The sequence below is a fragment of the Embleya sp. NBC_00888 genome (assembly GCF_045207655.1).
Taxonomy (GTDB): Bacteria; Actinomycetota; Actinomycetes; order Streptomycetales; family Streptomycetaceae; genus Embleya.
This window is the reverse complement of sequence record NZ_CP108784.1, coordinates 3,676,815-3,689,558: the sequence shown is the minus strand read 5'-3', so window position 1 is coordinate 3,689,558 and position 12,744 is coordinate 3,676,815. Positions and strand designations below refer to the sequence as shown.

Genomic DNA, 12,744 nt, shown 5'->3' with positions numbered 1-12,744 from the left:
GGTCAATTGTGCGCCTTGCCCTTTTCGTCACGTGCTTCAACGACACGCTCTTCCCGGAGACCGGCAAGTCCGTGGTCCGGGTACTGCGGCGCCTCGGACACGAGGTGGAGTTCCCGTACAGCCAGGTGTGCTGCGGGCAGATGCACTTCAACGCCGGGTATCGCAAGGACGCGGTGCCGCTGGTGCGTTCCTTCGTGGACGCCTTCGAGGGCTTCGACGCGGTGATCGTGCCGTCCGGGTCGTGCACCGCGATGGTGCGCGAATACCACGCGAGCGTGGCCCGGGAGGCGGGCGGCACGCTGCCGGCCGGCGTCGCGCGGGTGGCGGCCAAGGTGTACGAGTTCAGCGAGTTCCTGGTCGACGTGCTCGGGGTGACCGATGTGGGCGCCTACTTCCCGCACAGCGTCGCGTACCACCCCACCTGTCACTCGCTGCGCCTGCTGCGGGTGGGCGACCGACCGACCCGGCTGCTGCGCGCGGTGCGCGGCCTGACCCTGGTGGACCTGCCGCGCGCGGACGAGTGTTGCGGGTTCGGCGGCACGTTCGCGGTCAAGAACGCGGAGACCTCGGCGGCCATGGGCGACGACAAGGTGGCCGCGGTGCTGGAATCGGGCGCCCAGGTGTTGTGCGCGGGCGACAACTCGTGCCTGACCCACATCGGCGGACTCGCCTCGCGGCAACACGCGGGCATTCGGGTCCTGCACCTCGCGGACATCCTGGCGCACACCGCGGCGCTGCCGGACGTGCCGCCGTACGGACCGGCGCTGGGCGCCGAGTCCGGGTTCGACGCGGCGCGGGCCCACGGACCGGAGGTGACGCGATGACCGCGCCCGTACGCAGGGAACCCACGTTCGTCGGGATGCCGCCGTTCCCCGAGGCCGCGCGCGCCGAGTTGGCGAACGACGTGCAGCGGGCCAACCTGCGCGAGGCCACGCACACCATCCGGGCCCGGCGCGACGAGGTGGTCGCCGAACTGCCGGACTGGGAATTGCTCCGGCGCGCCGGCGAGGCGATCAAGGACGACGTGCTGGCCCGGCTGCCCGCCCACCTCGAACGTCTGGAGGTGTCGGTCCGCGCGGCGGGCGGCGTCGTGCACTGGGCCCGGGACGCGGCCGAGGCCAACGCGATCGTGGTGGAGATCGTCCGGGCCAAGGGCGTGCACGAGGTGGTCAAGGTCAAGTCGATGGCCACCGAGGAGATCGAGCTCAACAACGCGCTGGCCGAGGCGGGCATCCACGCGTGGGAGACCGACCTGGCCCAGCTCGTCGTGCAGCTCGGCGAGGACCTGCCGTCGCACATCCTGGTGCCCGCGATCCACCGCAACCGGGCCGAGATCCGGGAGATCTTCGTCCGCGAGATGGGCAGGGCGGGCCGCCCCGCGCCGGAGCGGCTGAGCGACGAGCCGGGTGCGCTGGCCACCGCCGCGCGCCGGCATCTGCGGGAGAAGTTCCTGCGGGCCGAGGTCGCGGTCTCCGGCGGCAACTTCGCGATCGCCGAGACCGGCACGGTGTGCGTGGTCGAGTCGGAGGGCAACGGGCGGATGTGCCTGACCCTGCCGCAGACGCTGATCACCGTGCTGGGTGTGGAGAAGTTGCTGCCCACGTGGGGCGACCTGGAGGTGTTTCTGCAACTGCTCCCGCGCAGTTCGACCGGTGAGCGGATGAACCCGTACACCTCGATGTGGACCGGGGTGACGCCCGGCGACGGGCCGCAGGAGTTCCACCTGATCCTGCTCGACAACGGCCGCTCGGACGTGCTGGCCGATCCGGTGGGCCGGCAGGCCTTGCGCTGCATCCGGTGCTCGGCCTGTCTGAACGTGTGCCCGGTGTACGAGCGCACCGGGGGACACGCGTACGGGTCGGTGTATCCCGGGCCGATCGGCGCGATCCTGACCCCGCAGCTGCGCGGGATCGCCAGGCACCGGGTGGACGCGCAGACCGCGTCGTTGCCGTTCGCGTCCTCGCTGTGCGGCGCGTGCTTCGACGCCTGTCCGGTGCGGATCGACATCCCCGAGGTGCTCGTGCACCTTCGTGCACAGGTTGTGGACGGCGGGCGCGGTCCGCACGACCGGGCCGAGGACGCCGGTATGAAGGCCGTGCGGTGGACCTTCGAGAAGCCGTGGCGGATCGGCTTCGCGCAGCACGTGGCCGGGGTCGGCGCGCGGTTCACCAGGCACGGGGTGATCGGTCGGATCCCGTTGCCGAAGCGGTTCACCGGCCCGCTCGGTGCGTGGTTCGCCGAACGGGACGCGCCCGCGCCGCCGCCCGAGTCGTTCCGGACCTGGCACAAGCGCACCGACGGCGGTCTGGAGGAATGACGGTGGAGCGATACGAGGCGGACCGCGAGGCCCGTACGGTGATCCTGGACCGGTTGCGCACCGCCCTGGACGACCGCCCCAAGCCGCCGCCGGTGCGTCGGGCGTATCGGCGCGAGCGCCCGGTGGGCCTGGACGTGGTCGGCCGGTTCGCCGAGCGGGTCGCCGACTACGAGGCCGCCGTGCTGCGCGTGCACGACGCCCGCGACCTGCTGCTGGGCACGAGCGAGCTGCTGCGCCGGGCGGGGGTGACCCGGCTGGTGGTGCCCCGTGGGAGGCGGCTGTCCTGGCTGGCCCGGCTCGGCGTCGATGTGGTGGTGGACTCGCCCGAGCTGAGTCGGGACACGCTCGGCGAGATCGACGCGGTGGCCACCGGATGCGCGCTCGCCATTGCCGAGACCGCCACCATCGTCCTGGACACCGGCCCGGACCAGGGTCGCCGGGTGCTCACCCTGCTGCCCGACTACCACCTGTGCGTGGTGCGCGCGGACCAGATCGTGGGCACCGTGCCGGAGGCGATCGCCCGGCTGGATCCGCGCCGGCCACAGACCTGGATCTCCGGCCCTTCGGCGACCAGCGACATCGAACTCCGGCGGGTGGAGGGCGTGCACGGGCCGCGCACGTTGCACGTGGTGGTGATCGGGTAGCCACCTGTCGGGTCACCCCGTCAGGAACAAGGTCGGGCCGGCGAGCCGTTGTGGCCCTTGGGACGCTTTCCAGGAGGCCACAGCGATGTCCGAGACCGCACCGACCGCAGGTCCGACCGGCGAATACCGGATCGAGCACGACTCGATGGGCGAGGTACGGGTGCCCGCCGCCGCAAAGTGGCGCGCGCAGACCCAGCGCGCCGTCGAGAACTTCCCGATCTCCGGGCAGCGACTGGAGCCCGCGCACGTGGAGGCGCTGGCCCGGATCAAGGGCGCGGCGGCACGGGTCAACGCCGAACTCGGCGTGCTGGACAAGGACGTCGCGGAGGCCATCGAGCAGGCCGCGGCCGAGGTCGTGACCGGCCGGTGGGCCGAGCAGTTCCCGGTGGACGTGTTCCAGACCGGCTCGGGCACCTCCTCGAACATGAACATGAACGAGGTGCTCGCCACCCTGGCCACCGAGCGCCTGGGTCGGGACGTCCACCCCAACGACCACGTCAACGCGTCCCAGTCGTCCAACGACGTGTTCCCCTCCTCGATCCACATCGCGGCGGCGATAGCGGTCACCCACGCGCTGATTCCCTCGCTCGACCACCTGGCGTCCACGCTGGAGTCGAAGGCGACCGAGTTCGCCGACGTGGTCAAGTCCGGCCGCACCCACCTGATGGACGCGACACCGGTGACCCTGGGGCAGGAGTTCGGCGGGTACGCGGCGCAGGTGCGTTACGGCGTCGAGCGGTTGCAGGCGAGCCTGCCGCGGGTGGTCGAACTGCCGCTGGGCGGCACCGCGGTGGGCACCGGCATCAACACCCCGCCGGGGTTCTCGGCGCGGGTGATCGCGGAGATCGCGGCCTCCACCGGACTGGCGTTCACCGAGGCGCGCGACCACTTCGAGGCGCAGGGGGCGCGGGACGCGCTGGTGGAGCTGTCCGGCCAGTTGCGCACCATCGCGGTCGGCCTGAACAAGATCGTCAACGACCTGCGCTGGATGGGCTCGGGGCCGCGGACCGGGCTCGCCGAGATCCGCCTGCCGGATCTGCAGCCGGGCAGCTCGATCATGCCGGGCAAGGTCAATCCGGTGATCCCGGAGGCGGTCGGCCAGGTGGTCGCGCAGGTGATCGGCAACGACGCGGCGGTGGCCTTCGGCGGCGCGGCGGGCAACTTCGAGCTCAACGTGATGTTGCCGGTGATCGCCCGCAACCTGCTCGAGTCGATCCGGCTGCTCGGCAACGTGACCCGGGTGCTGGCCGATCGCACGGTGGCCGGCATCGAGGCCGACGTGGAGCGCATGCGCGAGTACGCCGAGTCGTCGCCATCGGTGGTCACCCCGCTGAACCGCTTCCTGGGCTACGAGGAGGCGGCACGGATCGCCAAGCAGTCGCTGGCCGAGCGCAAGACGATCCGGCAGGTGGTGATCGAGCGCGGGCACGTGCGCGAGGGGCGGCTGACCGAGGCCGAACTCGACGCGGCGCTGGACGTGCTCGGGATGACCCGACCGTGACCCCACGCGTCACACGACGCACACACGGCGACCGGTGTGTACGCCCACACCCGTGATGTTCTTCGCATGATGACCCACCCGTAACATGACTCACGGTCAGGTGTCACGGGCGCTGGGTAAATCAAGGTCATGTCCAACATCCTGCGCATACACGAGCACTTCGAGGATCCCCGCTACGCGGCCGGCACCTGGTCTCCCGGCGACCAGGTGTTGTGGCGCTATCTGCGCGGCGATCAGGTCCTGGACTGTCGTCCGGTGACCGTCGTCCGCGACGACCCGGACCAGCTCGCCGTCTGGCTGGCCGGCGGCACCTCACGCGTCAAGCCGATGTTGCCGGACGGATCCGATATCCGCACGGCCCCGATCGAACGCAGATTCCGACTCGGCCGGATCCCCTCGATCGTCGAGTGGACCGGGACGGGGGTGCTGATGCTGGCCCGGCCCGGCGAACCGTGGTCGGTCTGGCTGTTCTGGCAGGCCGACTGGCGCTTCTCCGGCTGGTACGTCAACCTCGAACGCCCGCGCACCCGGTGGGCCGGCGGCGTGGACACCGAGGACCACGTGCTGGACGTGTGGGTCACCCCGGACCGGCGCTGGGAGTACAAGGACCAGGACGAACTGGCCGCCTCCCGGGAGGCGGGCCGGCTCACCGACGAGCAGGTCGCGGCGATCGAGGCGGAGGGCCGGGCCGCCGTCGAGGCGATCCGGGCCTGGGGCGCGCCGTTCGACCAGGGGTGGGAGAACTGGCGCCCGGACCCGGCCTGGCCGCTGCCGCAACTCCCGGACGACTGGGCGGACAACGTCCGCATCGCCTAGGACCTGTCCGGTCGATCACCGTCTGGGCTGTGCCGGCTGGGTTGCTTGGCCCTGCCATCGCGTGCCGACCCAGACGATGGCAGGTCTGGCGAGCAGGCAGGGCGTGCTCTGGGGGGCTCTTCCGGCTGAAAGGCGTCTCGCGGCAGACAGCCCTTCTGGCAGGCTGGCGCAACGGCACAGTATCAGGGGGAGTCACGCGATGGCGATGAGCGAGCAAGAGTCGAGAGTGGCTTTCGCGCTGGGCTGCAGCGCGGCCTACCTGCTCGTTATGGCTTGGATCGAGCACGAAAGGGCAAAGGATCCAAAGCGCTCAACCACGACCATCGTTGCCGAGATCGTGGGAATCGTCGGCGGTGTCATCGGAATCATTGTGCTCTTGAAGAAGTGACGGCTCCCTCGCTGTCGCCACTGTGCGGCCTCGGTCTTGGCCGCCTCGGGTCAGCTCTGGGGCCGGGGCGGCCGGAGTCGGCCCGCGTGGAGGGCGTGGTGGTACGCGCGGGCCGGCCCGGGCGCCGACCGTCTCGGGGCCATGATCGGCCGGACAGCTCCTAGCCGAACCACCACGCTCGGGCCCGACTCCGGTCGGGCCCGCTTTCTTTTTCGGATTCGCGCGGATCCGGCTGCAACCCTTTCGCCCGTCGGCTGCTCTGAACGGGGTGACACCAAGGGGGCGGAGATGCCGACGGCGGGACAGCGAGATTTCGAGGAGTACGCGCGAGCGCGCCAACATCAGCTCTATCGCACCGCGTACCTGTTGTGCGGCGACGCCGACCGGGCCCAGGACCTGGCCCAGACCACGTTGGCCAAGCTGTTTCGGCACTGGAAGCGGGCGAGCCGCGCGGAGAACCTGGACGCGTATGCCAAGACCGTGCTCAGCCGCACCTTCCTGAGCGAGCAGCGCGGCCGGCGGCGCGAAAGGGCGGCGCACGAACTGGCCTCCGAGACGCACACGGTCGAAGGGCACCCGGATCTGCGGCTGACCCTGCTCGCGGCACTGGCGACGCTGCCGCCCAAGCCGCGCGTGATGGTCATCCTGCGCTACTGGGAGGACCTGAGCGTGGAGAACGTCGCCGCGCTGTTGCGCTGCAGCACCGGCAACGTCAAGAGCCAGTGCGCCCGTTCGATGGCCAAGCTCCGGGCCGAGCTCGGAGACCTCCACCAGTACGCGACGGAAAGCTGAGGGATCGCCATGCCACGTGAAGACGGTACGGACGGTACGGATCGCGAGTTTCGGATGGTGCTGGATCGAGCCACGGCGGAGCTGCCTGCGCTGCCCGACCTGGTCCCGGGCGCGGTGCGCCGGGGCCGCCGGCTCCGGCTGCGCTCGCGCGCGGTGATGGGCGCGGTGGGCCTGGGTTCGGTCGCCGCGCTCGCCGTGCCGACCCTGCTGCTCGCGCCGTGGGCCGGCACCGACACGACCCGGGCGGGCGGTTCGCGGTCCGGCGAGTTGCCGTTGATCCCGGCGAACTGGCCCACGGACCAGCCGCTGGCCGCGCCGACGACGGCGTATCCGACGGTGCACGTCCCGCCGACGGAGAAGGGCAAGGTCAAGGAACCCACCCGGGCCGAGGCCGAACTGCGCTACGCCTTCAAGCAGAAGCTGGCGGACGTGCTCACCGGGTTGTTGCCCGCGGACGCGGGCCGGATGGTGATCCCGGACGACGGCATGAACTCCTACCGGCTGGTCTCGGGCGACAAGACGTACAACATCACCGTCCGGGTGGACTCGCCGATCGGCCCGGCCGGGGCCACGGCGCAGGCCGGGCCGGGCGACGGCGCCTGGTTGGCCGGAAACAAGCCGTGCGCCGAGCGGGCGCCGCAGAACCCGCCGCTTCCGTGCGTCGACGGGAAACTGCCCGACGGGCGCGTGATCTCGGTCGGTCACATCGCGACCGCGAAGGGCGGCGAATCCGGTGACAAGGGAGCGGTCGCGGCCCCGTCCACCCCGATCGCGCACTTCGAGTATCACGGTGTCCAGGTGATGTTCACGCTGTTCCGGGACGAGCGCACCGACTCGGCGCCCCCGGTGGGCAACGAGCAGGTGCTCCGGGTGGTCACCGACCCGACCTTCCTGGAGGCCGTCGACTTCTGGCGCACCCACCCGATGTAGGGCTGCCCGGCCGAGTCCCGTCCGGTCCTGGGTCGTGGCGGCCGGGAAGTCGGCGAAGGAGCGGGCCGGGCGGCCGGTGATCTTCTGCACGGTGACCGTGACCGGGCTGTTCACGCCGTCGCGGATCTGCCGGAAGAGCGATCCGATCACCGGAACCAGGGCAGCGGGTAGGCCCGTGCCGGCGAGGATCCCGGTCATCTCCGCCGGCGTGGGGTCGACGTGGCGGACGCTCCGCCCGGCCGCGGTGACCAGCGCGGCGACCTCCGAGTTCGCCTTCGCCAAGGCCCTCGAACGCGAATACGGCACCGCCCCCGGTACCTACCGCCGCACCGACTCCGCGTCCCGGCCCGCGTGATCCGGTGTGGCTTGGAAGGCGCGGATCACGAATGCGGCGAAGCGTCGGGAGGCGGCGACCCGGGCGGCCGTCGAGCCGGCGTGGATGCCCCTGTTGGCCATGAGCATCAGGATCAGGTCGTCCAGGACGAAGTCGGCGCGTAGTCGGCCGGCGGCCTTGGCACGGTGGGCCAGTTCGGCGACCGCGGTCAGCGTGTACTCACGGTCTGCGGTGCAATCGATCGCGTTCGGGAAGGTCGCCATGAAGGCTTCGGTGAAGCCTCGGTCGCGGGCGTGCAGCTCACAGGTCTTCTCGATCACGGTGCAGAAGCCGCGCCACGGATCGGGGTCGGCGAGGCCCTCGTCCGCGAAGGCGCGGCACACCCGCAACTGGTCCCCGAACGCCTCGGCGGCCAGCGTCTCCTTGGTCGGGAAGTGGCGGTACAGGGTGGCCGGGCCGACCTCGGCCCGGCGGGCGATCTCCCGCATCGGCACGTTGAGGCCTTCACCGGCGAACAGCGCGCGGGCCGCGTCGAGGATGCGGGCGCGGTTGTCCGACGCGTCGGAGCGCAGGGTGTGAGGCAAACGGTCGGGCACGCTCTCACTTTAGCCAAACGGACGGGGGCGTCCGTTAGCGTCCGAAGGACCCGGCCACGACGGCCCGCGCGGTGTCGAGGCGGGTCCCGATCGATCCCGGGCCCGGCATGCACGGCGCGTACGGCATGTACGACACGCACGGTACGACCCTGCGAGGAGACGACATTGAAGGCAATCGCGATCCAGGCGTTCGGAAGCCCCGAGGGTCTGACGGTCATCGACCTTCCCGCCCCGACTCCGGACGACGGACAGGTGCTGATCGCCACGGAGGCGATCGGCGTCGGCGGCGTCGACGCCGTGATCCGTCGCGGTGTGCTCGCCGCCCACGGCTTCGAGGAGGGCCATGTCCCCGGTAGCGAGGTGGCGGGCACCGTGACCGCGGTCGGCGACGGTGTCGACCCGTCATGGGTCGGTCGGCGGGTGTGGGGTTTCACCGGCACGGGCGGCGGCTACGTCGAGCAGGCGGTCGCCGCGGTCGAGGAGGTCGTCCCCCTCCCGGCGAACCTGTCCGCCGTCGACGCGGTGACGCTGGGCGGCTCCGGAGTAGTGGCCCACTTCGGCCTCGCACACGCCCACTTCGCCCCCGGCGAGTCGGTGTTGGTACGCGGCGCGGCTGGCAGCCTCGGGATCATGACGGTTCAGCTCGCGGCCGGTGGTGGTGCGGGCGCGGTGGCGGTCACGACCTCCTCGGCCGACCGCGGCGAGCGTCTGCGCAAGCTCGGCGCGACCCACGTGCTGGACCGCGCCGGCGAGGGGGACGAGCACGCTCCCGCGGGCTACGACGTCGTCATCGACATCGTGGCCGGCCCGGACATGCCTGCCTTCCTCGACCGGCTCAACCCGAACGGTCGCCTGGTCGCCCTGGGCATAGTGGGCGGCCCACCGCCGGCGGACTTCGGCACGAGGATGACGGCGGCCTTCCGAAAGTCGCTGTCGTTCGCCACCTTCAGCGCCGACACGGTGACCGCACCGGATCGACGCGCCGTACGGATCGACCAGTTCGCCGCCGCGAGCCGAGGCGCGCTGCACTCGGTGGTGCACGAGGTGCTGCCGTTGGAACAAGCCGCGCTCGCCCACCGGAAGATGGACGCCGGTGAGGTCTTCGGCAGGATCGTCCTCACCCCGTAGCCCCGGCGGGCGAAGCCGTTCCCTCCGAACCGGCCACGCCCTGGCGCGCGACCCCCGACGCCGCGATGTCGGTCAGCGCACCAGGGGCAGGAAGATCGTGTCGACGATCTCTTCGAGGACGTGGTCGGGCACCGGGACGAAGGTGGTCAGGATCTCGTGGCGCAGCAGGTCGAAGGGGAGGGACTTGACGCGCTCGGTGAGGCGTTCCGGTTCGATCTCGCCGCGCTCGACGGCGCGGTCGAAGAGCACGTCGACGGCGTCCTGACGCCCCGTCCCGAGGAGGTCGCTCGGGCTGGTGCCGGTCTCCCGGTAGTAGCCGGCCAGGTGCACGCTCATGACGGTGGCGAATTCGACGCGGGTGGCGTTGATCTCCCGCATGAGGGTCAGGACGTCCTCCCGCAGGCTTCCCGTGTCGGGGACGTCGAGGCGGCTCTCCTCCAAGGCGTGCACGATGGCCGCCCGGACCAGTTGCTCACGGTCGGACCAGCGGCGATAGAGCACGGGAGGGCTGGTGCCCGCGCGCCGGACGACGGCGTCCATGGTGAAGCCGGCATAGCCGTTGTCGGCGAGTTCCGCCCAGGCCGCATCGAGAAGCGCCTTCTCCAATGCCGCCCCGCGGCGTCGCTCGGCCATCGACATCTCCCTTAGATAGACTTGCCTATCTTATCTCGGCGCCCTATCGTCGGAACCGTAAGATAGGACTCTATATCTTAGGCGGTTGTCCGTGCACATCCCCCAAGGAACCGACGCCGACGCCGGAGCCGCACCCGCGACTGCGGCGACGGACCCCGACCGGGTGGACCCCGCCGTGTGGCGCATGGCGTTCACCCTCATCGTGGGCGCCCTCGCCGTGGTCTTCGACACCACCGTCGTCAGCGTCGCCCTCAACGGCCTGGCGCGCGAACTCGACGCCCCGCTGTCCACGATCCAGTGGGTGAGCACCGGCTACCTGCTGGCCATGTTCGTCACCATGCCGATCGCCGGATGGGCCCAGTCCCGCCTGGGCGGCAAACGTCTGTGGATCGCGGCGCTGGGCATATTCCTGCTCGGCTCGATCCTGTGCGCGCTCGCCTGGAACGCGGCCGCCCTGATCGCCTTCCGCGTCGTCCAGGGCGTCGGCGGTGGCATCATGATGCCGCTCATGATCACGCTGACCATGCAGGCCGCCAAGGGCCGCAACATCGGCAGGGTGATGGCCGCCGTCACCCTGCCCGCCTCGCTCGGCCCGATCCTCGGCCCGGTCCTGGGCGGCCTCATCCTGCATCTGGCCGACTGGCACTGGCTGTTCCTGGTCAACGTCCCCTTCTGCGCCGTCGGCGCCTGGCTCGCCCGGCGCAACCTGCCCGAGGACCGACCCGCCCCCGACAGCCCCCGGGCCCGGCTCGACGTGATCGGCCTGTTCCTGCTCTCGCCCGGCGTCGCCGCGGTCATCTACGGCCTCTCCCGGGTCGAGGGCAGCGCGGGCTTCGCCGCCGCCGAGGTCCTCGTCCCGCTGGTCGGCGGACTCGCCCTGGTCGGCGGCTTCACCGCCTGGGCACTGACCCGCACCACCACCGGGGCCCTGGTCGACCTGCGGCTCTTCCGCCATCGCGCGCTCGGCTCCGCCGCCGGCCTCGGCTTCCTGGCCGGCATCACCCTGTACGGGGCGATGCTGCTGCTGCCGCTGTACTTCCAGCAGGTCCGCGGCCGGGACGCCCTCGGCGCCGGACTGTTGCTCATCCCGCAGGGCGTCGGCGTGCTGTGCTCACGCACCCTGGCCGGCAAGTACACCGACCGCCTCGGCCCCCGCCGGGTCGCCCTCGCCGGATTCGCCATCGCCGCCGCGGCCACCGTGCCGTTCGCCTGCGCGACCGCCGACACCGGCGAAGTCCTGCTGATGGCCGCCCTGTTCGTCCGCGGCGTCGGCCTGGGCGCCGCCACGATCGCACTCACCGGCGCCGCCTACATCGGCCTCGCGCACCGGGAGATCCCGGACGCCGGCATCATCACCCGCGTCTCCCAACAGATCGGCGGCTCGGTGGGCACCGCCGCCGTCGCCGTCATCCTCCAGCACACCACCGCCGACGCGCACACCCCGGGCGCCGTGGCCGACGGCTTCGGCGTCGCCTTCGGGTGGTCGGTGGCCTTCACCGCCATCGCCGTCCCCCTGTGCCTCCTCCTGCCCGGCCGGCCCACGGCGGCATCGGACGGTCACCGGTCGAAGGCGCGAGCAGATGCGCGCTGACGTCTACCCCGCCACCACGCGCACCGGCAACCCGCCGACCGCGCGCCGCAGGGCGATCGCCAGATCGGCGAACTCCTCGCCTCGTCCCGTACTGGAGCGCATCACCAGGCCGATGGTGCGGTACGGGGCGGGCGCGGCGAACCGGGAGACGGCCAGCTGCGAGCCCGGCCGGGTCTCCACGTCGATCGCGGTCTGCGGCAGCAGGGTGACGCCCAGGCCGCCGGCGACCAACTGCACCAGGGTCGGCAGGCTCGCCGCGCGGGTCGCGCCCGCCTCGCCCGCGCCCACCTCGCGGCACACGTCCAGCGCCTGGTCGCGCAGGCAGTGGCCCTCGTCCAACAGCAGCACGTCCAGCCCGCGCAGCGCGGCCCGCGGCACGTCCGCGCGGTTCGCCAACTCGTGCCCCTCGGGCACGATCAGGGTGAAGTCCTCCTCGTAGAGCGGGATCTCCTCGACGCCCGAGATGCCGGAGGGCAGCGCGAGCAGCAGCAGGTCGAGCCGGCCGCTGGTGAGGCCGTCCAGGAGCGAACCGGTCTGCTCCTCGTGCACGTACAACCGCAGGTCCGGATACTCCTCGCGAACCAGCCGCAGCAGCGCCGGCAGCACGTACGGCGCGACCGTGGGGATCACGCCCAGGTGCAGCGGCCCGGTGAACGGGCGTCGGGCCGACTCCGCCTCGTCGACCAGGTCGGCGAGCGCGTCCAGCACCCGCCGGGTGTGCCGCGCGACCCGCTCGCCGGCCGGCGTGAGCAGGACGCGGCGCGTGGTGCGCTCCACCAGTTGGGTGCCCAGCGCCTCCTCCAGCGCGGCGATCGCGCCCGAGAGCGCGGGCTGACTGGTGCCCACCGCGGCGGCGGCGTCGCGGAAGTGCAGGTAGTCGGCGACCGCGGAGAAGGCCCTGAGCTGCGACAACGTCGGCGTACGAGTGCTGATGGGAACCACCTGTGAAGTGCGTGCGAACGACCGGTCCCGCCGTTCCTCCACGATAGGGCAACCGGTTCGACCGGCTCGGACCCGCGCCGGCGGCCCACCGGCGCGGGCGGGGTTTGTCACCTACATGCCTTCATTTCCCCT

The 12,744-nt window shown here is 71.6% G+C and carries 14 protein-coding genes; 11 read left to right on the top strand and 3 right to left on the bottom strand.

Annotation, left to right across the window (positions count from 1 at the left end):
• Positions 1–8 precede the first annotated feature (8 nt).
• The 9 genes from OG948_RS15135 (at position 9) to OG948_RS15095 (ending at position 7,743) form a co-directional block, all read left to right on the top strand.
• Positions 9–824, top strand: coding sequence for a (Fe-S)-binding protein (locus OG948_RS15135; protein WP_406296983.1), 816 nt, complete (start codon positions 9–11; stop codon positions 822–824).
• Positions 821–2,317 carry a lactate utilization protein B gene (locus OG948_RS15130; RefSeq protein ID WP_406296982.1) on the top strand — a complete coding sequence of 499 codons (1,497 nt, stop codon included), beginning with the start codon at positions 821–823 and terminating at the stop codon, positions 2,315–2,317. Before OG948_RS15135 ends, OG948_RS15130 begins: the two co-directional genes overlap by 4 nt.
• Entirely contained in the window at positions 2,314–2,961 is a 648-nt protein-coding gene (locus OG948_RS15125; protein ID WP_406296980.1) for a lactate utilization protein C, read from the top strand. Before OG948_RS15130 ends, OG948_RS15125 begins: the two co-directional genes overlap by 4 nt.
• An 85-nt stretch (positions 2,962–3,046) precedes the next feature.
• Entirely contained in the window at positions 3,047–4,462 is a 1,416-nt protein-coding gene (locus OG948_RS15120; RefSeq protein WP_406296979.1) for a class II fumarate hydratase, read from the top strand.
• A 129-nt stretch (positions 4,463–4,591) separates the two neighbouring features.
• The gene (locus tag OG948_RS15115) at positions 4,592–5,278 is read left to right on the top strand and encodes a DUF402 domain-containing protein (protein ID WP_406296978.1); all 687 of its coding nucleotides are present in this window, start codon (positions 4,592–4,594) and stop codon (positions 5,276–5,278) included.
• A 199-nt stretch (positions 5,279–5,477) separates the two neighbouring features.
• Complete coding sequence (locus OG948_RS15110; protein WP_406296976.1) at positions 5,478–5,666, top strand: hypothetical protein; 189 nt, start codon at positions 5,478–5,480, stop codon at positions 5,664–5,666.
• A gap of 288 nt (positions 5,667–5,954) precedes the next feature.
• A complete protein-coding gene (locus OG948_RS15105) occupies positions 5,955–6,458 on the top strand; it encodes a SigE family RNA polymerase sigma factor (protein WP_406296975.1) in 504 nt (167 codons plus the stop codon).
• A gap of 9 nt (positions 6,459–6,467) precedes the next feature.
• Positions 6,468–7,388: a hypothetical protein gene (locus OG948_RS15100; protein ID WP_406296973.1), complete on the top strand. Its 921-nt coding sequence runs from the start codon at positions 6,468–6,470 to the stop codon at positions 7,386–7,388.
• 34 nt (positions 7,389–7,422) lie between these two features.
• The gene (locus tag OG948_RS15095; RefSeq protein ID WP_406296971.1) at positions 7,423–7,743 is read left to right on the top strand and encodes a hypothetical protein; all 321 of its coding nucleotides are present in this window, start codon (positions 7,423–7,425) and stop codon (positions 7,741–7,743) included.
• Here OG948_RS15095 and OG948_RS15090 read toward each other — a convergent pair.
• Positions 7,707–8,318 (bottom strand): TetR/AcrR family transcriptional regulator, encoded by a 612-nt coding sequence (locus tag OG948_RS15090; protein WP_406296970.1) that lies wholly within the window; start codon positions 8,316–8,318, stop codon positions 7,707–7,709. The genes OG948_RS15095 and OG948_RS15090 overlap by 37 nt on opposite strands.
• 165 nt (positions 8,319–8,483) lie before the next feature.
• Between OG948_RS15090 and OG948_RS15085 the strand changes: the two genes are divergently transcribed.
• Positions 8,484–9,446, top strand: coding sequence for a zinc-dependent alcohol dehydrogenase family protein (locus OG948_RS15085; protein WP_406296968.1), 963 nt, complete (start codon positions 8,484–8,486; stop codon positions 9,444–9,446).
• Positions 9,447–9,518: 72 nt separating this feature from the next.
• Here OG948_RS15085 and OG948_RS15080 read toward each other — a convergent pair whose 3' ends face one another.
• The gene (locus tag OG948_RS15080; protein WP_406296966.1) at positions 9,519–10,079 is read right to left on the bottom strand and encodes a TetR/AcrR family transcriptional regulator; all 561 of its coding nucleotides are present in this window, start codon (positions 10,077–10,079) and stop codon (positions 9,519–9,521) included.
• A 184-nt stretch (positions 10,080–10,263) separates the two neighbouring features.
• On the opposite strand from OG948_RS15080, the gene OG948_RS15075 reads away from it, so the two are divergent.
• Positions 10,264–11,670, top strand: a complete 1,407-nt coding sequence (locus OG948_RS15075) for an MDR family MFS transporter (protein ID WP_406300262.1) — start codon at positions 10,264–10,266, stop codon at positions 11,668–11,670.
• 3 nt (positions 11,671–11,673) lie between these two features.
• Here OG948_RS15075 and OG948_RS15070 read toward each other — a convergent pair whose 3' ends face one another.
• Complete coding sequence (locus OG948_RS15070; protein ID WP_395870393.1) at positions 11,674–12,612, bottom strand: hydrogen peroxide-inducible genes activator; 939 nt, start codon at positions 12,610–12,612, stop codon at positions 11,674–11,676.
• Positions 12,613–12,744: the final 132 nt, after the last annotated feature.